This is a genomic window from Butyrivibrio sp. Su6 (genome assembly GCF_900108105.1).
Taxonomy (GTDB): domain Bacteria; phylum Bacillota; class Clostridia; order Lachnospirales; family Lachnospiraceae; genus Butyrivibrio.
This window is the reverse complement of the sequence record NZ_FNUR01000013.1, coordinates 95,216-118,542: the sequence shown is the minus strand read 5'-3', so window position 1 is coordinate 118,542 and position 23,327 is coordinate 95,216. Positions and strand designations below refer to the sequence as shown.

The following is a 23,327-nucleotide window of genomic DNA, read 5'->3' as shown; positions in this document are numbered from 1 at the left end:
TAATTCATTTAATAGGAAAAGAAACAATTTCATATATAAGAGTTTTCTTTGCGCGGTAGCTTTTTTTCTGACTGTTACATCTCTTTCTATAAGTGCTCACGCAGAAACAGTTGATTATGCCGCCCTTGCCCAGGAAAGAAAAGCACTTCCAATTCAGAGTAATGACATTGCAAACTGGCCTGAGGGACCTGAAGTTTCTGCTGAGTCTGCAATTGTAATGGAAGCCGAGACAGGCACTATCCTCTACGCAAAAAATATTCACGAAGAGCTTTATCCTGCAAGTACTACCAAGATAATGACATGTCTTTTGGCTGCTGAAAATGCAAGTCTGAGCGATAATATTACCTTCTCAAACGATGCTGTTTTCAGCGTTCCAAACGACGGTTCAAGTATAGGAATGGATGTTGGTCAGTCCATCACTTTGGAGCAGGCGCTCTACGGAATAATGGTCGGTAGTGCCAATGAAGTTGCCAACGCTGTTGCAGAACATGTAAGCGGCAGCATAGATGATTTTGTAAAACTCATGAATGATACGGCAAAGAGCCTTGGCTGCACCAACACTCATTTTGCCAACACTAACGGCCTTCAGGACGATAACCACTACACCAGCGTTTATGACCTGGCCCTTATCTCAAAAGAGTTTTTTAGCAATGAACTTTTATGTAAAGTTGGAAATACACCAAGATATCATTTCGAGCCCACTGCTACTCAGCCTGATGACTTTTATCTGAATAACAAGCACAAACTAATTACAGGTGAGATAGCATACGATGGCATTGTAGGCGGTAAGACCGGATATACGGATCAGGCCCGCGAGACTCTTGTGACCTGCGCAGAAAAAAATGGAATGAAGCTTATCTGCGTTGTATTCATGGAGGAGTCCCCGACACAGTTTACAGATACGGTTACTCTTTTTGATTATGCGTTTAATAACTTCCATCTGGTTAATGTTGCAGATGAAGAAACCCGCTATATGCCGGATGACTCACTTTTCTTTGAATCTGACCACGATGTTTTTGGTAAATCAGGAACCATCCTAAAGCTTGATGATAGCAGCGTTATTGTACTTCCCAAAACATCTCAGATTACTGAAGCCGACTATGAAGTTACCTACGACTTAAGCGATGAGGAAAAGGCTGAATATCCTACGGGAATTGCAAAGGTTGATTACACCTACCACGACGTAGCTATTGGAAATGCCATGATCTGCTACTCCGAAAACGCTGCTGCAAAGGGTGAAGAAACAAATACTCCAACCATAAAGCCTATTTATATAAATGTAAAAATACTCTTTATTATTGCTGCAGTCTTCGTCCTGATCATGACTATAATAGGAACCTCTTCCTCAAAAACTGTTCGCAACCGCAAGGGAATCAGTAGGAGTGACAGGATCCGCTACAATAGAAGAAAACGAGAATTTAACAAAAGTAATAAGAAGATCAAATTTTAATTAATAAGAAAAGCTGTGAAGAATGATTGTATCCTTCACAGCTTTTTTATGTATTATATGAGTTTCTCTACGCAAGCAGCAACATTTTCCATTTTCTCTGTAGGCTCAAAACGAGCAACAACATTTCCATCTCTATCAATTACGAACTTTGTGAAGTTCCACTTGATATCAGGATTATTCTTGTAATCCTTGTCGATCTTCTTAAGCATTACACTCATTGCAAGAGCTGAAGGGCTTTTTCCAAATCCTTCGAAACCTTTCTGCTCCTTGAGGAACTTATAAAGTGGAAGCTGGTTCTCACCATTGACATCTGACTTTGTCATCTGTGGGAACTTTGTGTTGTAATGAAGCTGGCAGAACTCGTGGATCTCTTCATCTGTTCCTGGAGTCTGACCTGCAAACTGATTGCAAGGGATATCAAGAACTTCAAATCCCTGGTCATGGAACTTTTCATACATCTCTTCGATGTCCTTATAGTGAGGTGTGAAGCCGCATCCTGTAGCTGTGTTAACTACAAGTACTACCTTGCCCTTAAACTGATCAAGCTTAACTTCGTTGCCCTGGTTGTCTGTTACTGAATAATCGTAGAATCCCATGTTTATACCTCCAATTTTTCGATTATATAAAATTTAATTGCATTCATGTTTGATAAGATTATATTGTGTACAATTTAAAATGTCAATACCTATTGCAAATATTTTTTCTTCATTTTATAGTTTATAGGAAAGAGCTTAGTATTGGGGGTATTTTTGATGATTTATAAAGAATTCAGAATTTCTGAAGAGGGTTCTTTGGATTATGCAAAACTCAATGTTTATATCCAGGAACCATCCGAGTCATTAAGCATTAGCAAAAGGCCACTTATCCTTTTATGTCCCGGTGGCGCTTATGCATATACATCAGACAGAGAGGCTGAACCACTTGCTTTTGCATTTATGGCAAAAGGCTTAAACGTAGCTATACTCAGGTATTCATGTGCACCTGCTGTCTATCCTACTTCTCTTTTAGAGCTTGGAAGATCAATCCTCATTATCAGAGAAAATGCTAAAGAATGGGAAGTAGATGAGAATGCCATTATAATAGAAGGTTGCTCTGCTGGTGGACATCTTGCTGCAAGTTACGCTTGTATGTGGAAAAGAGATTTTGTTTCCAAGGCTCTTCTTGGTGATGCAGAAGACTCTTCAAAAGAAAAGCTTCGTCCAAACGGACTTATGCTCTGCTATCCTGTAATTACTTCAGGCAAATTCGCTCACAGAGGTTCTATTGAGAATCTTCTTGGTGACCGATATGAATATATGAAGGAAGACATGTCACTTGAGAATCAGGTAAACAGTGATGTTCCAAAGACATTTATATGGCACACCTTCACTGATGGCAGCGTTCCTGTTGAAAACTCTCTTTTATTTGCTACTGCACTTAAAGAGCAGAATATCAACACTGAACTTCACATTTTCCCTGAAGGTGGACATGGACTCTCACTGGCAAACAAGCTCACTCTCAGCAATGGAGGCAATGAAGACGTTCCTTCAGCAGCCCCATGGATCGACCTTGCCACAACATGGCTTGACAGATTCTTTTGAAATAAACTGAAAGAGACTTTTTATGAGTAATTATATTGTTTTTGACCTTGAATGGAATCAAGGTGAAGCTCCGGCCGTCTCAAATGGTAAGACTTTAAATTTTGAGATTGTTGAGATTGGTGCTATAAAACTAAATGAAAAAAGACAGAAAATCGGTGAATTTACACGTCTTATAAAGCCTCAGGTTCATACTCAGATGCATAAGATAACAGGAAAGCTTATTCACCTTTCAATGGAAGATCTTGAAAATGGTGAGCTTTTCCAGGATGCTGCAAGAGATTTTCTGGAGTGGTGCGGCGAGGATCCCAAGTTCTGCAGCTGGGGACCTCTTGATCTTAGGGAGTTCCAGTGCAATCTGGATTTCTTTGATCTTCCTCTTTTGTCCGACAGACCGCTTGCATTTTATGATGTTCAAAAGCTTTATAGTCTGTCTTTTGACGATGGTAAATCCCGTGTTTCCCTTTCTACCGCAGCAGAGGAAAAAGGCATAAATCTGGATTATCCATTCCACAGGGCTTTGGCTGATGCGGCTTATACTGCTGAGATTTTCAAGCTTCTTAGTGAGCGGATATTACAAAGAATTTCTTTTGACACGTATGTCACTCCAAAGACCAGGAAGCAGGAAATCAAGATTGTTTTTGACAACTATGAGAAATTCATCTCCAGAGAGTTTGATACCAAGGAAGATATCCTTGAAAACATGGAGATCATGAGCACCAAGTGCTATATATGCCATAAAAATATCCGAAGAAAGATAAAGTGGTTCACACCAAACGGCAAACACTACTACGCTGTGGCAACCTGCGATAAACATGGCTATATGAAGGCTAAGGTGCGTATCAAAAAAGCTGAAAATGGACGGCTCTTTGTGGTCAAAACCAGCAGATTCATTTCTCCGGATGAGCTCGAGGACATGAAAGCCAAACAGAAAAAGGCAAAAAAGAGACCAACACCATAATATAATGATTTAAAACAAAGGCTTTGAAAGTGATATATCTTTCAAAGCCTTTTCTATCATATGAACTTATTTACTGAAATAAATAGTCTGCCTTTTCTTGTGGTGTTCTGCATTCCCAAATATATGAATTTGCCATGACCTCTGACAGAGACCCTGGCCCCTTCTTTTAGGTCATATCCACCGCTGTATGCAGTTCTGCCATCAATAAACACGGACTCACTTTCTATCAGCTTTTGGGCCTCTGACCTTGAAAGGTGATAAACAAAAGCCAGTATCGCATCGATTCTCTCTGATGCTACACTTCCTGTTACTTCCTCAAATTTTGGTCTTATAGTACATTCATCTGATGTGACTATCTCACACTTTACAGATGTATGCTTTATCCTTATCAGTTCATTGCAGATCATCTGGGCAATATCCATTGTTGCAAATACGTATGCCACATCATCTCCGGTTAAGATATCGCCGAGCTGATCTCTTTCTATCCCAAGATTCATAAGTGACCCAAGATAATCTCTGTGGTTTAATTCATCAGCAAACTTCTTATTTACCGGCCGTATCCTTACGCAGCTGCAGACAGATGATTCACTTTTTTCCATCATTAGAAATGTTTCTTCATCCATATAATCAGGCAAAAAACATATCATTGCCCTTTCAGCTTCGTCAAATCCGCCGTATATAACGTACTTAGCGCCACAGTATTCATGGACATTGGACGATACGCCCTCAGCCGAGAGTATCTGATGAAACATGGCAATCTCAGAGACTGACAAAAAATCTGTGTGGGTGACGAAGTTGTTCATATATGCCCTTGTGGCAAGATCTCTTACGCGCCCTGCAAGAAAATCTTTTGTTTTTTCTTCCATATTACTATCCGTTCTTTAGTACTTTATTGTTGGTGAATAGTAGGTCTGCCCGAAAATATCAGTGAAGCAGTATGTTTCAAGAACATCGCCTTCGCCAACAGGGAGATTCATAATGACCATATCGGACATAGGCCCTGTCACAGTCATCTCTTCTCCAAGCAGATATGCACCGTTAAATGTCTTATCATATGAGTAAAAATCACAAACAAAGTCTATCTTATCACCTTCTACCAGTTCTGTGGCATTTTTAGCGATAGTTTCAGTTTCTCCGTTCTGATAATCGCTGCAAGCACCTGCTACATAGCCATCTTCATTTTCTGAATCAAATACGATGATAAGGTTTGTTCTCTCTCCATTGAGGTAACATGGAACGCGGCCGGTGATCGCATAGTTATCTTCTGTTCCCTGAACATCAATAACATAATATGCCACGATCTGGTCATCAATAGAAAGCCATGTCTTATCTGACTGCGCAAGAAGGCATCCGTTGTCATCGATCTCAATCGCGTTGTCGCAGCCAAGCTCCACATATCCCTCTCCATCATCATAGAAGGTTTTATATGTAACATCTTTTACCTGTTGCCACTGATCTTTTGAAAGCTTGATCGCGTCTTCGCCAGTTGAAGCTTTGGTCCATACAAGCTTTGAGGCGTCAAACTGATTAGCTGCGATGTAGTCCGCTGCCTGCTCAACATCAAGGCCTTTTCCAAGGAAAGATGTATTGCCCGATGTAAGCCCATCTATGCTGCTGAAATCACTTGATAAAAATGTTGTAAGAAGCTGCGTTATCATCTCGGCTGATGCACTTCCGCTTCCCTGTGATGACAGTTCGCCAAAAAGTGACGGAACAGGACTTGATGTACCGCCGGATGCGACCTGACCTGCTACTTCCATGGATGCAAAGTTCTGAATACATTTTGCATAATCATCATCCATGCCAATCGCATCATAAGTGCTCACCATGGAATCGACTTTTGATGTTTTTTTATAAGGGAAGTAGATGGACAAGCCATAAGCATTTGTCATATTTGTGCTTGTTCTGTTGTACTTGATGGCACTCTTTAAAGTCTCCGCAAGTTCTTTTGACTCATCTGTTCCCATTCGGATTGCAAAGTCCACAAGGTCTATCTGATCTATCTTGGATGATGCTGCAAATTCTCTTGAACTGCTGCGGGCTGTGGAAACTTCTCTGTATTCATTGCCCTTTATCTTCTCTGTTGTGTCTTTTGAAAAATCAGCAAGCTCTTTTGGCACTGTCTGTGAGAGCTCAGCAAGATCTATGATAGAAAGAGTTGTCTTCTGACCGGGACAATTCTGGGCACAGGCATTTGTAAAATCATCGATTATGTTCTTTCCTATGCTAAGGGTGTCCATTGATGTGTTCTGTGACAGCTCTGTAAGCCAGTTTGTGTAATACCAGCCAATGCCAGGCTCTGTCTCTTCTGATGCTACCAGGTAATCAGCATAGTTTGAAACCACAAGGGCATTCTCAACAGTCGCCATGAGGCACGTATCAAATCCCACAAAATCAAAAGTTACTCCGCCATCTTTAAGGGCTGTATTTATCCCTGAAAGAGACATGGAACCTGCTGAAGCAAACTTCTCGTCATAGCCGTATCCACCTGTTGATCCACCGCCATGATTCCAGAAAATGAGATCATATCTGTTTGCAGGGAAATTTCCGGCTGCCCACTTAATGAAGCTTGAAAGTGTCGACGGCTTTGTCATCGGAAGGTTTCCTATATTATCCTGCAAAAGAGACAGCTTCCCATTTTTTACCTGATAGATCTGATTGGTTGAGCTTGAGATCACATTGTTCTGCCACTGCCTTGCTCCACCGGTATATATGATGAGATTTATATTTTCCCCAAGGCTTGCTGCCATCATCTCCTGGATGTCTTTTGTCGCCATAGCGCTTCTGGATTCAAGATCCGCGCCGCACATGTAAACCATGATAGTAATGACGTCTTCGCCATCTCCAAGGATTGTTGTGCGTTTTGGACGAGCATTTTCATCCACAGCTGTATTTAGTTTTCCTGTGTTTGCAGGCTCGCTCCAGGCTGCTGAAGATGAGCTTCCACCTGAATATGCACTGTATCCTCCAAAGAGCTGGCTAAGGGTAGACAAAGCTGATCCTGTTGAACTTGTTGAAGATACGCCGCTTCCTGTGGTAGTCTGGCTCGTTGTATTACTAAACTCAGGCTGTGCAGTTTCCTCCGTTGTATAGCTGTCTCCACCTCCAAGGAATGAAGTCAGCCCACCGCCTCCTCCAAGCACAAGGATCAAAATGACAATTATCATAAACAGCGGGCTTCTGCCACCTGATCTCTGAGGCGTACCAACTCCCGGAGTCTTATTTGAAGATGAGTATCCATCAGGATTTCCAACCGGTCCTGTTCCTAATGCTTCGCCTCTTCTATGAACGCCGGAACCGCCCGTTCCTACATTTTTCTTTCTTCCAATTGGTTTATCTGCCATATCTCCCTCCCAGATGTTACATACCATTTTCTTTTTCAATTAAGTATAGTATACACTTTTTCAATTATTTTTTTACAGAGTTTCCTTTTTAGGTTCGTTTTAGGTAAGGGTTTTATTCTAGATTCTGACTTACTATATACAAAACTAAGGAGGAAAAAGAGTTGATCATTGTCGATCATTTGACTAAAAGCTACGGTTCTACCCTGGCTGTAGACGATTTGTCTTTTACCATTGAAGACGGACATATCTACGGATTTCTCGGCCCTAACGGCGCCGGTAAATCAACTACCCTGAATATTCTTACAGGTTGCCTTGCCGCAACAGAAGGAACCGTCAGAATCGGAGACTATGACATATTTGAAGACAGCAAAGAAGCCAAAAAACTGATCGGATATCTGCCTGAGATCCCACCCCTCTATGTTGATCAGACACCAAGAGAATACCTGGATTTCGTTGCAGAGGCCAAGAGAGTTTCCAAAAAAGACAGACCCGCAGAGATTGAGCGTGTTGCAAAGGAAACCAATATCGATCATGTACTGGATAAGCCCATCAAATTCCTTTCAAAGGGCTACCGCCAGAGAGTTGGTATTTCTCAGGCACTTTTGGGCAATCCACAGATAATCATCCTCGATGAGCCAACTGTTGGCCTTGATCCCATGCAGATCCTGGAAATCAGGGAACTTATCCACAATTTGGGACAAAAACACACAGTTATCCTCAGTTCTCACATTCTTTCTGAGGTTCAGGCCATCTGCGACAAGGTTCTTATCATCTATAAAGGAAAGCTTGTGGCCTTCGATACCCCTGATAATCTGGGAAAAGACTCATCATCAGGCAGTGTAATAGAAATTGGTGCGGACGTTTCCACCGATGAGGCAAAAGAGATCCTTAAGGACATCCAGAATATAAGCCAGTTTGAAGCCTGTGAAAGCGATGATGATCATACGCTAAAGCTCCATGTGGAAAACTGCGACGTTACAGATATAAGCAAGGCTATATTCCGCGCCTTTGCAGCTAAGGATATTCCTTTGTTTAAGCTGAACCCTGTAAAGACAAACCTTGAAGATATCTTTATGGAGCTCACTTCAGAATCGGACGAAAACAACATTATAACTTTGGAGGAAAAAGAAATTGATAGCAGTATTACGGCATGAGCTTTCGCTATTCTACCACAGCATGACGGGGTATATCTTTGGTGCTTTTCTACTCCTTTTCACAGGAATAGGAGCTCTTTTATACAACATTAATGCATCAGTTGCGAATTTCGAATATGTACTGGATTTTATCTCGATCATATTTATAGTTTTAGTTCCAATTCTCACCATGAGAATTATTTCTGAGGAAAAGAAACAGAAAACAGATCAGCTACTGTACTCTCTACCTATAACTTCTACTGACATCATTGTCGGAAAGTTTTTATCTCTGTTTGTAGTTTTCCTCATTCCAATAGTAATTATTTGTATTTATCCACTTATCTTTGCGCAGTTTGGGGACGTTTACCTTCCTACTTCGTACGGATCAATGATCGCATTTATATTTATGGGCATGGCACTTATAAGCATGGGAATGTATATTTCAGCGCTGACTGATTCACAGGGAATCGCCGCAGGAATATGCGTTGCTTTCATGCTCTTTAATTATTTTTGCGCAAGCCTCTCTGACTATGTTTCAGCAACAGCAGTTGGCGCTCTTATATCTCTCATTGTTATCGCAGCCCTTCTTGCTCTTGTTATCAGATACATGACCAGATCAAACATCATGGCGCTACTGCTCTTCGTAGTGTGCAGCATAGCTTCAGTCGTTGTTTACTTTGTTAATTCAGATCTTTTAAACAACCTCCTTCCAAATATTATGAAAAAGATATCCCTCTTTGAGAGATTTTCTGTTTTCGTAAACGGAATCTTCGACCTTACAGGAATTGTTTATTACATCAGTGTAATCGTATTTTTCCTGTTTTTATGTGTTCAGGCCCTTGAAAAGAGGAGGTACAACGGATGATCAGCATAAAGAATTCTCTTAATAGTGCATTTAATAAAAACAAGCAGGCTCTCACCAGTAAGACTGCAAAGATCGGAAGCTACAATTTCCTCATCACAGTCATTGTCCTTCTGATACTTATTGGTATAAACGTGCTTTTTAGCGCTCTTCCATCTACTATCACTCAGTTTGACATATCTGCAGCGCAGCTTTACTCCTTGACTTCCTCAACCAAGGTTGTCGTAAACAATCTGGAAAAAGATGTGACTATCTACTGGATCGTTCAGTCAGGCCAGGAGGATTCAGTAATTGAAAAGCTTCTTGATGTATACGACGATATGTCAGAACACATCACTGTCGTAAAAAAGAACCCTGATGTGTATCCTACTTTTGCACAGCAGTACACAGAGGACTATGTTTCCAACAACTCACTGGTGGTTGAATGCGGCGATAAATACAGATTCATCAGCTACAACGACATCTATGAAGTTGATTCCTCAAGTTATTACATGACAGGCTCTGCTTCTGCAAGTTTTGACGGTGAAAGCGAAATAACTACAGCCATCGATTATGTAGTTTCCGAAGATCTCCCTAAGGTTTATGTCCTTACAGGACACGGAGAAAGTGAGCTGTCTTCAACTTTCACTGACAGCCTTGAAAAAGCAAATATTGAAACTGAGGAGTTTTCTCTTTTAAATGTTGATGAAATACCTGAGGATGCGGATATGATCCTTATAAACTCACCAACAAGTGATCTTTCTTCTGAAGAAGTAACAATGCTTGAAGACTATATAGAAAACGAAGGGCATCTCCTTGTTCTATCCGGTCCTCTTCAGGATGATACAGATCTTTCTAACCTTCGTGGCATTATCGAAAGCCTTGGCGTATCTATAAATGATGGTGTTGTAGTAGAAGGAAACAGGGATTACTATGCTTTCTCCCAGCCGTATATTCTTTTACCTGAAATAGAGTCATCTGACATTACAGATGCGCTTATTAATGAAAAGAGCAATGTTATTGTACCTATCGCTTCAGGCCTGACAGTAGACAGTTCATCAAGTTCTTACACTGTCACATCTCTTTTGACTACATCTGCTGATTCATTCTCAAAGATTGCAGGCTATTCACTTGAGACCTATGACAAAGAGGATGGCGATATCGACGGACCATTTTCACTGGCTGTTTCTGTAGCAAGTGAGTTAACTGACGGAAAGCTTGTCTGGGTTGCATCTGATGTAATGCTGGATGATGGATATAACTCCTACTCTTCAGGCGCCAATGTGGACTTTATCATGAACTCAATTTCATGGATGATCGGCGAAGAGGAGACAATCTCAATCAGATCAAAGTCTCTTGACTACAACTATCTGACCATCAGCGAGACTGCAGCAAAGCGTATTAAGATCATAATGATCTTCATCCTTCCTATTGGCTATCTGGTTTACGGAATAGATGAGGTATTCAGAAGAAGGAAGGAGGGAAAAGCAGTTGAAGCGTAAAAAAACTCTTATTATATTATGTGCACTTCTCGTGCTCATTATCGGCGGGATAGTTATAGTAAATGCCGTCGAAAAGCATGTTGAAAGTATTTCAACTATAGATGAAGTTGTTTATGCCGCAGACGCTGAAAGTCTAACAGAGATAAAATGGACTTTTGAAGATAAGACACTGGACTTCGTAAAAACTGATGATGTCTGGACTTATTCAGGAGATGATTCTTTTCCTGTAGATCAGGAAGAAATATCTTACCTGATAGAAAATTTTGCAGAAGTGCATGCGAGTTTCATTATTGAGGATGTTGAAGATTACAGCCAGTACGGACTTGATGATCCTGAGGCAGAGATCACATTTGTGACTTCGGATGGAGAAACTACTCTCTCCTGCGGAACTTTTTCAACTATGGATTCCAAAAGATATATCTCCATAAACGGCGGAACTGTATATCTTATCGACGATGACATTGAAGAGTATCTTTCTTCTGAAAAGGATGACTATCTTGATAACGATGAGATTCCTTATTACCAGCAGATTGAGTCCGTTGAACTTACAGGAGATAGTAACCTTTCGCTGATCTATGAGGAAGATGCTACATATGACTATACTACAAGCTATAACTATTATTTAAAGGATGGCGATACTTACCTTCCTCTTTCTGACTCTTTTGTCACAAGCTTTTTGGGATATTTCACCCATATAACTTTTTCTGATTACGTCACATACTGTGTCACTGACGAAGAGCTCTCTAACTGGGGATTTGATGCACCTTCTCTGACCATACATGTAAAGGGATATGGCTACGATACTGACTTTACCGACGACAATGACCTTGGTGAAGAGGAAGATCACTATCTGTACTTTAAGAAGATTGATGATGAGACTATTTATCTAAGAGTTGATGAATCACAGATCATTTACTCATATACTGCTGAGGATTACGAAACTCTGACAGGCTATGATTATGAATCACTTCGCCCGACAGCAGTTGTTGATATCTCTGCATCACAGGTTCAGACCATCACAGCAAGTATAGATTCTGATCAGTACATTATTGATGCTGAAACAATCGATGACATTGTTACCTATACAGTTAATGGTTATGAAATCGAGGGAAGTACAATCGTAAACGACATCACCTCTCTCAGCGTAAAAGAATTTGATACTACTGAGCCTCCAGGCACTGAAGAGTTCTCTATCACTATTGTTCTTAACGATGAAGATAATACTTCTCTGGCAATTTCTCTTTATAGAGTTGACGGTGACAGCTGCCTTGTAACTCTTAATGGAGAGACTCTTGGTCTCGTTGACAGAAGCCAAATGTCCACCCTAAAAGAGGATTTCATCACCACAATGCTCAATTTAGGAAAAGAAAGTACTGACGAAGCCGATCAGGAAATTTCAGATTAAAATAAGAAAAAAAGAACTCCTTGCCATACATTGGAAGGAGTTCTTTTTTTATAACTTATTTAGATTATTTTTCAAATTCTGCTGCAACATTTTTAAGAAGACTTCTGATCTCTAAATGCTGTGGACATACATTTTCGCAGCCGCCACATTCTATACAATCGCTTGCCTTGCCTGCACCATCAGTTGTTAAAAGATCATAGTACATTTTCTGATTCCAGTCATTGAAAACATTTTTTGTATTAAGACAAGCAAATAATTCAGGAATCTTAATATTCATCGGACAATGATTTTCCTCTACGCAATAATGACATGCTGTACAAGGAATCATATCAAGTCCTTTGTAGATAGCTGTTACCTTGGCAACTGCTCCCATCTCTTCCTCTGAAAGAGGCTTGAAATCTTTCATGAAAGATACGTTGTCTTTCATCTGCGCCATATCGCTCATACCTGAAAGTACAACACGGATTCCCTCCTGGCTTGCAGCAAATCTGATAGCATAGCTTGCATTTGAAAGCTTAGATGGCATTTCATCAAAAACTTTCTGTGCCTCGTCAGGAAGCTTTATAAGGCTTCCGCCCTTTACAGGCTCCATAACGATACCAGGCTTGCCGTGCTTTCTGCATACTTCAAGGCACTTACGGCTCTGAACAGAAGCATCATCATAATCTACATAGTTCAACTGAATCTGAACGATCTCAACGTCAGGATATGTAGTAAGTATTTTATCAAGAACCTCAGGCTTATCATGGAATGAAAGACCTACATGCTTGATCTTTCCTTCTTTTTTAAGATCAAATGCTGTCTCATAAGCTCTGCATTTTTTGAAGTGCTCAAAATTTGTAGCATTCTGAGCATGCATAAGATAGAAGTCAAAATACTCAACGCCACATGCATCAAGCTGACTCTGGAAAAATGGTCTTATATCTTCTTCCTTATGGAAATAGGGTTCTGTGAGTTTGTCTGTTAAAAGATATTTATCTCTTGAATATCTGCTGGTAAGAGCCTCTTTTATTGCCAGCTCTGACTTTCCATCAATATATCCATGTGCTGTATCAAAATAGTTGAATCCATTATCGATAAAATAATCGGTCATTTCTTTGAACTGCTCAATATCAACCTCTGAGCCGTTCATAGGAAGTCTCATGCATCCAAAACCAAAAAAGGTCTTTATCTGTGGAAAAGAATTGTCCATCGCTTGCCCTCCGAACATTTAAAAAAATATGAAATTTTTAGCCTACCCTATTAAATTTTATCATAGACAAATATTTAATTTGTATCCTTTTTTGTCATTTTAAAGAGATTATTTATTAAGATGTAATACTCTCTTTATAATTGCGCTCCTTTACCATGCTAAAATTAATCTGAACTATTGTAGGTAATTCTCCAGATAAGATAAGAAGACTATGGAACATATTAGTGAATCTGATTTACTAAATAACTTGATGACTCTGATTCCTGCCGGTATTTTCTGGAAGGACACAGACAGACGATTTCTTGGCGCCAACCAGATGTTTTTGGATTATTATAATCTAAAATCAGTCGATGAAATAATCGGTAAAACTGATGAAGACATGGGTTGGCATATTGATCCTGTGCCATTTAGAAATGTTGAGCTCAGGGTTATAGGTAACGGAGAATCTGTACTTAACGTCCCCGGACAATGCATAGTTCAGGGAAGAGTTCGCAATATAAAAGCTTCCAAGTGCCCTCTTTTTTCTGACGGAAAGATTGTAGGACTTATTGGTTATTTTTTGGATGTTACCGATGCTGTTCAGGAACAGACAAGGCTCTCTGCTCTTTCGCAGACAGATGAGCTCACAGGTGTTTTGAACCGCAGAGCTTACACCGAAATTGTGCTCCAGTATGAAGAACAGTACAAACAAAATCATACTGATTTTGTTTTATACATGATAGATCTGGATGATTTTAAAGCTGTAAATGATAACTATGGCCATGAATATGGAAATCTTGTTTTGCAGTCAATCTGTAAAAGCCTTACCGTTGCTGCCTCTGATAACTGTGTGCTATTTAGATACGGCGGCGATGAATTTGTTGTACTTCATCAGCTTCAGTCAGAAGATGAGATAGAATTACTTCAAAAGCGCTTCATCAGAGCAGTTGATGGCCCTAGAAATCTTGATGGCGCCAAGTTTTCAATAAAGGCTTCCGTTGGACATGCACTTTACTCCGAAACCACTTCTCTTCTATCTCTTATAGAACTAGCAGACAAAAGAATGTATGAAATGAAAAGACAACATAAAGCATCAAGATAAGACCTCCCGCGCCATACGAGAGGTCTTTTGATATTACATTATTTCTAATGTTCCTGCTGTAATAAGTTTTCCTGACTTTCTGTCAAATAAAAGAATGTCATTTCCCTTAATATCAATATTGGCATCCTGTCCGATCAGATAAATTGAATTACCGAAGATAACGCTAGTCAGAAGGAATTCTCCTACTCTGAGCTTTAAGGTAGATTCCATACCTGTAGGCATCGCACCATATATCTTGGTATTTATCTTTCCGCTTGGCTCGATATCAATTGCTTCCGGTCTGATTCCAAGAACAAAATCTTCATCTGTAATAACAGGTTCGTCCATGATACTCTCGTCCTGCTCCTCCACCTTTTGAACATGGTATTTGAAAACTTCATCCTTGTTGCTCTTTTCAACAGCGCCTTTCTTCATAAGTCTCTGGCGCTCAAACTCCTGCTTATCAGCATCTTCTTTATCCCTTGCTGCTCTCCAGTCAGATAAGAGAATCTTTTCATTTGGAACAAATTTTGCCTTGTGCTCTCCTAAAATATCAAGGACAACACTGCCATCCTCCTGCTGCTTTCCTTTTCCATCCACAAAGTTCATTGAAGGATTACCAACGAAATCTGCTACAAAGAGATTTGCAGGTCTGTTATAAACATCGAGAGGTGCTGCATACTGCTGTAGGACACCGTTACTTACAAGGCATATTCTTGTAGCAAGGGTCATAGCTTCCATCTGATCATGAGTAACATAGACAAATGTGCTACCTGTTTCCACATGGAGTCTTTGCAGCTCATATCTCATCTCCAGGCGGAGCTTGGCATCAAGGTTTGACAGAGGCTCATCCATGAAAAGAACCTGTGGCTCCGGAGCCAGAGTCCTCGCTATTGCAACTCTCTGCTGCTGTCCACCGGAAAGTTCTGCCGGATATCTGTCCATGAACATTCCGATCTTAACTATTCTTGAGCAGGCTCTTACTCTCGAATCTATTTCTTCTTTTGTAAGCTTTCTATTTTCAATGACTACATTTCCATCTTTTGTAACCTGGAACTTTTCGTTGAGCTCTTTACCTTCACTTTTCAGCTTCTCTTTTATCTCTGAAAGTTTTGCCTCATACTCAGTAGCTTTTGCCTTAGCCTGTGTATCAGGATCCTGTGACTGATGGATTCCAAGTGCAAACAGTTCTTTTGCCGTATAGATTGAAAGGCTGTAGTTATCAATAAGCTTTACATATGCCTTGTTTTCATCGAGCTTTCCATTTTTGTCGCGGCACTCTTCTACAATTTCTTTTATCTTTGTGCCATTCTGAAGAGCTCTTATTATGTCTCCGGCTCTTTTTGCCTCAACATCTAAAACAGGCATTTCTTCATGAATGTTCTTAAGGCCAAAAGAGATATTTTCATAAACTGTCATGTTAGGCCATAACGCATAGTTCTGAAAAAGAAAGCCTACTCGTCTCTTGTTGGCTGGCACATTGATTCCTGCATTTGAATCAAATACAACTTTATCACCGATTGTGATCCTGCCTTCAGTAGGTGTCTCAAGTCCTGCGATCATTCGAAGGATTGTTGTCTTTCCACATCCTGAAGGTCCTAAGAGTGTGATAAAAGAATTATTGGGAATATTGAGGCTTACGTTATCAACGCCAAAGAATTTACCCCAACGCTTTGTTATGTTTTCTAAAACTATTTCTGGCATGATCACTTTCCTCCTATGCCGCTGTCAAGGCTGGCGCCTGTGAGCTTGTTTACTAATGTATTAAACACAAGAATTGTAACGATAAGTATCAGATTTATTGCGCTTGAGAATGCATAAAGTCCCATCTCATCAAAATAATCAAGTGTTGTTGAAAGGATGAATCCCTGTGTACAAAGAAGAAGGAACAGGGATAATTCACGAAGACATGTCATAAACGGAAGAAGATATCCGCTGATAATTGATGACTTCTGAATTGGAATGATGATCCTTGTCATTCTCTTTATCCATGGTGTGTTCATGATAATTGCCGCCTCTTCCAGCTCGTTGCTTATCTGAAGCATGGAATTAAGGGAGCTTCTTGAAGCAAATGGTATGTATTTTACTACACCTGCAATTATCAGAAGTGTATATGTGTTAAACAGATTTATGTGCTCGTTGGAAAACAGGATAAAGAATGCTGCTCCAACTGCGATAGAAGGCATAAGATATGGGAGAAATGCAACGTTGTTCACGTAGTTTGCCCACTTATTTCTTCTCTTTTTAGCAACGGCATAACCGATGAGAGTTCCGATGGTTCCTGCAATAAGTGCGCATACAACTGCCAGGAACAGTGTTCCAAAGAACGCATGCCATATGGTCTTGTTGTAAAGGATTCCGGACTGTCCATACATGCCGTTTTCTGTAATGTTTTCGTTAGTTACCCACCACTTTGTTGTGAGGTGTGCCAGGTTTCCTGTGTACAGGAAGCTGTAATCTCCTGGGTTTGGAAGGAATGTTTCCAGGGCAAAAAGAACTATTGGCCATATGCTCGTAAAGAATGTGATTATTATAAAGATTATTCCTACAAGATATTTTCCAATCTTTCCAATTGTTAGCTTGGTGAGCTGTCCTGATTTACCCGTAACTGTTGTGTAATTTTTCCTGCTCTTTAAACTCATCTGGTTTAGGCCTAAAATGAGCACTCCAAATACCATCATGATGATTGCAAGGATACTGGCTTCACCGGTGTATTTGCTGTTCATTGAGATGTACTTGGTAGAAAGTGTTGTAAGGCTCAGGTAATGAGGTACCGGGTAACTTCCCATTGCACTTCCAAATACTAAAAGGATAGTTGAAAGAATGGCTGGTTTGATCATTGGAAGTGTTACCTTGAACATGATCTTCCACTTGGGAGTATCAAGAATTGTTGCTGCTTCTTCAAGATTCGCATCCATATTCTTAAATATTCCGCCTATCAAAATGTAAGCAAAGGGTGCGTAGTGAAGGCCAAGAACTACTGCACTTGGAAATACACCCTGGCACCACCAGTGAGGAAAATAAATATGGAATATTGCTGCAAGAAGTCCATCTGATGTTCCGGTAACTTTATTTGAATAAAACATGTGCTGCCACACAACAGCCAAAGTCCACTGTGGCATGATGTATGGGAAAATAAAGATTGAACTTAAATACTTTTTAAATTTCATATCTGTTCTGGTTACCAAAAACGCGAAGAGTCCACCGAACAGTATTGATATGAAACATGTAAGTACAGATAAGATGATTGTATTTAATAATGGTTTCCAGAGATTAGTTACAGCAAGTCTGCTGGTAAAAAGATCTATATAGTTTACTACTGTATATCCCGTTGTTCTGCCGGTAAGATGCTGATCTATTGTACCGGGATGAATAGCAAAAGTGTCTTTTACTATTGCAACGATTGGTGCGACAGTACTAAAGGTAAGAACAATCCCAAACAGCAAAAGTATTATGTTCTGAGGTTGGGAAAACCATGTCTTTACCTTATTTTTAAAAATCGCACTTTTGTCTGGTTTTGCGATTGCCTCCATTTTTGCATTCCTTTCTAAATCATCCAATATATCGGTGGTGTAAAGTACAAATGCGTTTCATGCAAGCATGAACGCATCTGTACTTTCGTCACCTGTATTATTCTTATTCGCCTGGTGCGTAGTGATCAAGAACGTCGATCCAGCTACCTACTGTAAATGAAACATCTGAGCAGTATGCAGGATCTTCAAGAACGAGTTCTCCTGTGGTTGTCCACCAGTCATATCCTCTGTCATTCTTAGCTGGGAATTCATCTCCGCCACCATTTGAATGCTGGAATTTCTCTTCGATTTCTTTTGCAACATTAGGATTTGCTGAATAGCCACCCATGTCTTTGCCCCATGGCTCAAAACCTGCCTCAGTACATGTCATGAATGCGATGAATGCACATGCTGTCCAAGGAAGTGGGCTGTTCTTTGTAAGGAAGAGGTAATGGCAATATCCATATCCGCCAATTCCTGTGTAGCCGTCCTGATATGCAGCAACGTTGATGTTATTTACTGATACTGTAGCTGACTCTTCAACTGAACGAAGCTTTGAATAAACTAACAATCCTGACTGATCTGTAGCTGAAGCATCTACAAGAGTGTTGCAGATAGGGCCGTCATCAGTCTGCTCGTTGTAGTTGTTAACCCAGAGCTTAATCCATGCAAGAGCATATGCTCCATTTGCTCCAAGACCAAGGTCGCTGGCATCTGCCTGCATCTCTTTGATAACAGGCTCAAAGTAAGCTTTCTTTGTATCATCAAGCTTGTCATATGCTTCCTTAAGCCATGTTGCATACTTATCTTCTGTGAGCATCATAAGGAAGTTCTTTCCTACGATTTCTGAATCAACACCCATGAAAAGTGGATGTGAACCCTCATATACAAAGTCCCAACAGTTAGTAAATGTTGCGCTTCCTGTGTTGTTGTACATGAATACTTTATTAAGTGTCTGAAGTGGAAGGAATCCTGAGAAAGCATCAGGAGTTGTTCCGTTTGCTTCTGCCCATTCCTTAGGTACGAATGTCTTTAAGATATCTGTATCCACCATCTTTGTCTGGATCTGATTTCCATCCTGGATAAGAGTCATTGCAAATGTGCCTTCGCTCTTAAGTGAATCAGATGTAAGCTGCTCAAAGATCTTGTTGTTCTTTGGCTGTTGCCATTCAAATTCCATGGAATATGATGGATCAATTGACTGTAAATACTCGATAAATACTGGAAGTGCTGACTTACCACGGCTGGAGTTACCAACGCCATAGAATGTCTTTCCGTTTGATTCTTCAATGGCTTTTGCAGCAAGCTCTTCCATTGTCATTGTTTCTGCTTCAGCGATGATAGCATCAATTCCTGTGAGCTCAGCTGCCGGCTCTGCCTGTGTCTCCGCAGGAGCTGCTTCCTGTGTCTGAGTCTGTGTTTCTCCGGAAGTCTGTGTGTCTGTAGTTGTTTCTGTTGTTCCCGATGCTGCGCTTCCGCATCCTGCAAGGGCTGATACAACCATTGAGAATGCTAAGATTGTTGATAATACCTTCTTTTTCACTTCGTTTCCTCCTTTTTACATTAGCCCGATAAAAAGAAAAACTGTAATTACGGGCAGTTCTTTGCTTGTAATTACAGTTTATGATTTGTTTATAAATTTTTTGAGAAGACAATTCTGATATTTTTTGTAATATTTTGATATGTTTTACTGAAGTCCCTTTGCCTGATAATCAGAGGGGTTCTTGCCTGTCAGTTTCTTGAATGTATTAGAAAAATAAGCTATATCCTGATACCCTACTTTCTCAGCAACTTCATATACTTTGATGTTTATATCTTTTAAGTAGTCCATTGCTTTTTTTATTCTGTACTTTGTCAGATAGTTATTTATACTGTTATCCGTTTCAGATTTAAAAAGCCTGCTTATATGGCCTTCGCTTACGCTTAAGGATTCTGCCAGTTTTCCAACACTAAAGTTCGTATCTGAGTAGTTCTTTTCAATGTATTCGATAGCTGACTGTACGTACCTGTTAGCAATTTCATCCTTCCCTTTTAGTGAAATGAGCTCATTTTCAAGCTCTGTTTCTTTTGCCGGAAGATTTGGATGCAGATGCAAAAGCCTCTGGATCACTCCCTCAAGTTCGCCATCCTGAAAGGGTTTCAAAATATAGTCAGATACTCCAATCCTTATTGCTTTTCTGGCATATTCAAATTCGTTATAGGCAGTTAGGAAAACAACTTTTATCCCGGGATACTTATCAATCAGCTTTTCTGCCAGCTCTATTCCGTCCATTTTGGGCATTCTGATATCTGAGATGACGAGGTCAGGCTTTGTATTCTCTGCTACTTCAAGGGCTTCTACTCCATTAGCAGCTTCGCCCACTACTTCGCATCCTATCAGCGTCCAGTCTGTCTCTGCTTTTATTCCCATACGCACATATTTTTCATCATCTACAATGAGTACTTTTGTCATTTTTATTGCTCCGGTTCTTTTTCAGAATATGGAAGCGTAATGATCATTACAGTGCCTCCCTCTGACGGTCTTACTGCCATTACTCCATACTCTTTTCCATAATATAATCTGATAATTGTATTTACATTATTAAGCCCAAGATGGCCTTTTAGTGTCTCCACATCATCGTTGTTAAGTGCCTTCATCATCTCATCACTGATTCCGACTCCGTCATCCTGTATTGATATTTTCAAAAGATCTTTTTCTTCATTTTTATCTCTTACGGCAGCTACATAAATATGCCCGTTTTCGGTCTCGTTCATTCCATGAATAATGGCATTTTCCACTATCGGCTGCATGATAAGTTTAGGAATAATGGCATCCATCACATCTTGTGGCACATCTATAGTAATGTCAAATTTATCATCGAATCGGATCTTTTGTATCTCGCAATAATTCTGAATCAGTTCCAGCTCTTTTGACAGCTTGCAGAACTGCTTTTCAGATATGCTGGTCCTGAGTATACCAGCCAGTGAAGCTGACATTGTTGCTACTTCAGGAACACCGTTTGCTTTTGCCACCCATTTTATCGTATCCAGAGTGTTATACAAAAAGTGCGGATTTAGCTGGGCCTGCATCATCTGTATTCTGGTCTCGTTTATAGTTCGCTCGGCTTTTACTCTTTCATTTATGGTCTGCTTAAGCTGCGAGGTCATTTTGTTAAATCCAACTGCCAGCTGCTCAAACTCATCTTCTCTGTTGAGCTCAATCTTGGTATCGAAGTCACCTTTTCTAAAGGTCTTCATTCCGGAAGACAATATATTAATTGGTTTTGAAAAGTATGCGCTCAGCCTTGAGGCCACCAAAAGACATATAAATATACTTATTATTGCCTCAAATATCAGTATCTGATACCCTACTTTTACCGCGGATTCACCAAGAACCGGCGGTGTAATATAAACGCTGAGAAGTCCTGTCTCTCCCACTTCATTTATGTACACGTTTCCTATTATGTTGCTGTTATAGCTGATCTTATTGAGGAGGTTGTTCCTTATAAGTGCTAAGGCTTTACCATCTTTGGCTGTTCCAATAAGGCAATAGGGTCTAAAAAATCTGTCCGTAAGCATAAATCCGTCTTTGGCATTAATACTGTCTTTTAATCTTGACTCTATTTCTTCCTGCTCAATCCTAACTACAACAAATCCCTGATTTTCTTCTCCATTAATCTCTTTTGCTATGAGGATGTCTGCGCCATTTTCTGATGAATATGTCGGATCAAGAGAAAAAATGATACTGTCTTCTTTCTCTGCCGCTTCTCTTAACACTGAATAGTTTAATGGCAGTTCTTTTGACAATGAACTTGTTGCAGTGCTGAATATGCACTTGCTTCCCTGATATATATCCACAGCAGCAAAATCGCGAATATCCTTTGAAATTGCGTAAAGCTCTGAATAAATACTTAGTGAATTGTTCCTTTTCCTTGAAATGGCATTTATTATAACTTCATTTTCTGAAAGCTCCTGCACTGCATGCTCTGCCTGCTCAAGGTCATTTATGAGTCTTGTATTGATTATCCTGCTCTGCTCAATATCTCTTTTCTCATAATCAGCTGTAAGCCTTGCCTGAAATCCCTGTATAGTAAGGATTCCACCGCAGATTACCAGTATTACAGTGGTTATCATCAGTATTGCAAAGAGCTGTCTTTTGAAGGACTGTCTTATCAGATTCATCTTCAGTCCTCCTTCTTTGTGAGTTCATTCCACAGTGAAAAAACTTTTGTTTCTTCATCTGCTGACTTTTTTACATCAAATGAAATCTCTTTTATGGATCCATAACTAGAAGTAAGCTCTACATCTGTTCTAACAGGTCTTCTATAAAAATTGTCCATGGCATATTGCTGTGTATCATACCCAACAACAAAGTCTATGAATTTTCCTGCATTGTAGCTGTGGGGGGCATTTTTTAACATAGCACATCCATCAGGAACTGCGCTTGTCCCATCGTTTGGATATATGATAGAAATCTCATAGCCGAGCTCAATGTATTTTTTTGCTGTTTCTTCCAGAGTTATTCCTACAAGGCAGTCGCCATCAGAAACTTCAGGTATTATGTCTCCTGATGATTTCAGAATATTTCCATCAAGCTGCTCATAAAACCTTGGAAGTAATGTTTCGTAAGATTCGTGGAAAAGCTGCTCCATCGTTGAAATGATGGTAAAGCTTGTCCCTGAATTATTAAGATCTGCATAGGCAATTTTGCCTTTCCATTTTTCATCAAAAAGATCTTTCCATTCCCTTGGCGCTTCAGATGAGGATACCAGTTTCCTGTTATAGATAAAAACTATTGGAAGCTCTGTAAACGCAGTCCATGCCCCTTCTTCTGATACATAGGCCTTGTCCAGATACTGAACTTCACTGGTTTTATATGGTAAAAAGATATCCTTTTGCGCTTCATAGCTTTCTATTCCGCCACCAAACATGACGTCACATTCGCTTTTTTCAGATGCTTCTTTTGCCTTCTGCATCATTTCTGCTGTTCCGCCGGCGTGCACCTCAACCCATATCCCGGTTCTGTTCTCAAATTCTCTGATTATTGGAAGGTACACTTCTTCTTTATGGGAAGTATAGACTATAAGCTGATTTTCTTCAGAAACACTGTATTTTTCAGAGATATAATCTATCTGTTCTTGTCTTTTACTGTTTCCACATGACGAAATAAGGAGCATTACTGCTCCTGTAAGAATTGATACTATTATTTTCTTTGCTCTTTTCTTATTATCCATGCTACTTTTTCTGATGTTCATTAGTTATTGGATTATCTTAGTCTAATGCGACTTTCCATTTTCTCGTTCAAAATATCATATTATATTTTACGTATCTATATTAGCTCCGTAAAGCGCTTTTTGTACGCTTTTTATAC

At 39.9% G+C, this 23,327-nt stretch carries 18 protein-coding genes; 8 read left to right on the top strand and 10 right to left on the bottom strand.

Annotated elements, in window-relative coordinates; all coding sequences use genetic code 11:
- On the top strand, positions 1 to 1,450 hold a 1,450-nt coding region (locus C4S54_RS13420; RefSeq protein WP_103869969.1), incomplete at its 5' end, for a D-alanyl-D-alanine carboxypeptidase family protein.
- 53 nt (positions 1,451 to 1,503) lie between these two features.
- Here C4S54_RS13420 and C4S54_RS13415 read toward each other — a convergent pair.
- The gene (locus C4S54_RS13415; protein WP_022772226.1) at positions 1,504 to 2,046 is read right to left on the bottom strand and encodes a glutathione peroxidase; all 543 of its coding nucleotides are present in this window, start codon (positions 2,044 to 2,046) and stop codon (positions 1,504 to 1,506) included.
- A 156-nt stretch (positions 2,047 to 2,202) separates the two neighbouring features.
- Between C4S54_RS13415 and C4S54_RS13410 the strand changes: the two genes are divergently transcribed.
- A complete protein-coding gene (locus C4S54_RS13410; protein WP_103869968.1) occupies positions 2,203 to 3,030 on the top strand; it encodes an alpha/beta hydrolase in 828 nt (275 codons plus the stop codon).
- A gap of 22 nt (positions 3,031 to 3,052) precedes the next feature.
- Entirely contained in the window at positions 3,053 to 3,988 is a 936-nt protein-coding gene (locus C4S54_RS13405) for a 3'-5' exonuclease (RefSeq protein WP_103869967.1), read from the top strand.
- A gap of 56 nt (positions 3,989 to 4,044) precedes the next feature.
- On the opposite strand, the gene C4S54_RS13400 is transcribed toward C4S54_RS13405, so the two are convergent.
- Both C4S54_RS13400 and C4S54_RS13395 read right to left on the bottom strand, forming a co-directional pair.
- A complete protein-coding gene (locus C4S54_RS13400) occupies positions 4,045 to 4,854 on the bottom strand; it encodes a YlmH/Sll1252 family protein (protein ID WP_103869966.1) in 810 nt (269 codons plus the stop codon).
- 15 nt (positions 4,855 to 4,869) lie between these two features.
- Positions 4,870 to 7,332 (bottom strand): clostripain-related cysteine peptidase, encoded by a 2,463-nt coding sequence (locus C4S54_RS13395; RefSeq protein ID WP_103869965.1) that lies wholly within the window; start codon positions 7,330 to 7,332, stop codon positions 4,870 to 4,872.
- A 161-nt stretch (positions 7,333 to 7,493) separates the two neighbouring features.
- Between C4S54_RS13395 and C4S54_RS13390 the strand changes: the two genes are divergently transcribed.
- The 4 genes from C4S54_RS13390 to C4S54_RS13375 are packed head-to-tail and all read left to right on the top strand — an operon-like array spanning position 7,494 to position 12,213.
- A complete protein-coding gene (locus C4S54_RS13390; protein WP_160110770.1) occupies positions 7,494 to 8,486 on the top strand; it encodes an ABC transporter ATP-binding protein in 993 nt (330 codons plus the stop codon).
- Positions 8,464 to 9,330 carry an ABC transporter permease gene (locus C4S54_RS13385; RefSeq protein WP_103869963.1) on the top strand — a complete coding sequence of 289 codons (867 nt, stop codon included), beginning with the start codon at positions 8,464 to 8,466 and terminating at the stop codon, positions 9,328 to 9,330. The genes C4S54_RS13390 and C4S54_RS13385 overlap by 23 nt, the downstream gene beginning before the upstream one ends.
- A complete protein-coding gene (locus tag C4S54_RS13380) occupies positions 9,327 to 10,808 on the top strand; it encodes a GldG family protein (protein WP_103869962.1) in 1,482 nt (493 codons plus the stop codon). The genes C4S54_RS13385 and C4S54_RS13380 overlap by 4 nt, the downstream gene beginning before the upstream one ends.
- Entirely contained in the window at positions 10,798 to 12,213 is a 1,416-nt protein-coding gene (locus C4S54_RS13375) for a DUF4340 domain-containing protein (RefSeq protein WP_160110769.1), read from the top strand. The genes C4S54_RS13380 and C4S54_RS13375 overlap by 11 nt, the downstream gene beginning before the upstream one ends.
- 64 nt (positions 12,214 to 12,277) lie before the next feature.
- On the opposite strand, the gene C4S54_RS13370 is transcribed toward C4S54_RS13375, so the two are convergent.
- A complete protein-coding gene (locus tag C4S54_RS13370; RefSeq protein ID WP_103869960.1) occupies positions 12,278 to 13,405 on the bottom strand; it encodes an aldo/keto reductase in 1,128 nt (375 codons plus the stop codon).
- 211 nt (positions 13,406 to 13,616) lie between these two features.
- Between C4S54_RS13370 and C4S54_RS13365 the strand changes: the two genes are divergently transcribed.
- On the top strand, positions 13,617 to 14,486 hold the full coding sequence (locus C4S54_RS13365; RefSeq protein WP_103869959.1) for a sensor domain-containing diguanylate cyclase: 870 nt from the start codon (positions 13,617 to 13,619) through the stop codon (positions 14,484 to 14,486).
- A 33-nt stretch (positions 14,487 to 14,519) separates the two neighbouring features.
- On the opposite strand, the gene C4S54_RS13360 is transcribed toward C4S54_RS13365, so the two are convergent.
- The 6 genes from C4S54_RS13360 to C4S54_RS13335 all read right to left on the bottom strand — a co-directional run bounded on the left by C4S54_RS13360 (position 14,520) and on the right by C4S54_RS13335 (position 23,190).
- Complete coding sequence (locus tag C4S54_RS13360) at positions 14,520 to 16,169, bottom strand: ATP-binding cassette domain-containing protein (protein ID WP_103869958.1); 1,650 nt, start codon at positions 16,167 to 16,169, stop codon at positions 14,520 to 14,522.
- Between the two features lie 2 nt (positions 16,170 to 16,171).
- Complete coding sequence (locus C4S54_RS13355; protein ID WP_103869957.1) at positions 16,172 to 17,998, bottom strand: ABC transporter permease; 1,827 nt, start codon at positions 17,996 to 17,998, stop codon at positions 16,172 to 16,174.
- Between the two features lie 103 nt (positions 17,999 to 18,101).
- The gene (locus C4S54_RS13350) at positions 18,102 to 19,520 is read right to left on the bottom strand and encodes a hypothetical protein (RefSeq protein WP_103869956.1); all 1,419 of its coding nucleotides are present in this window, start codon (positions 19,518 to 19,520) and stop codon (positions 18,102 to 18,104) included.
- A 144-nt stretch (positions 19,521 to 19,664) separates the two neighbouring features.
- A complete protein-coding gene (locus C4S54_RS13345) occupies positions 19,665 to 20,429 on the bottom strand; it encodes a response regulator transcription factor (protein WP_103869955.1) in 765 nt (254 codons plus the stop codon).
- A 2-nt stretch (positions 20,430 to 20,431) separates the two neighbouring features.
- The gene (locus C4S54_RS13340; RefSeq protein WP_103869954.1) at positions 20,432 to 22,138 is read right to left on the bottom strand and encodes a sensor histidine kinase; all 1,707 of its coding nucleotides are present in this window, start codon (positions 22,136 to 22,138) and stop codon (positions 20,432 to 20,434) included.
- A 2-nt stretch (positions 22,139 to 22,140) separates the two neighbouring features.
- Positions 22,141 to 23,190, bottom strand: coding sequence for an extracellular solute-binding protein (locus tag C4S54_RS13335; protein WP_160110768.1), 1,050 nt, complete (start codon positions 23,188 to 23,190; stop codon positions 22,141 to 22,143).
- Between the last annotated feature and the right edge of the window lie 137 nt (positions 23,191 to 23,327).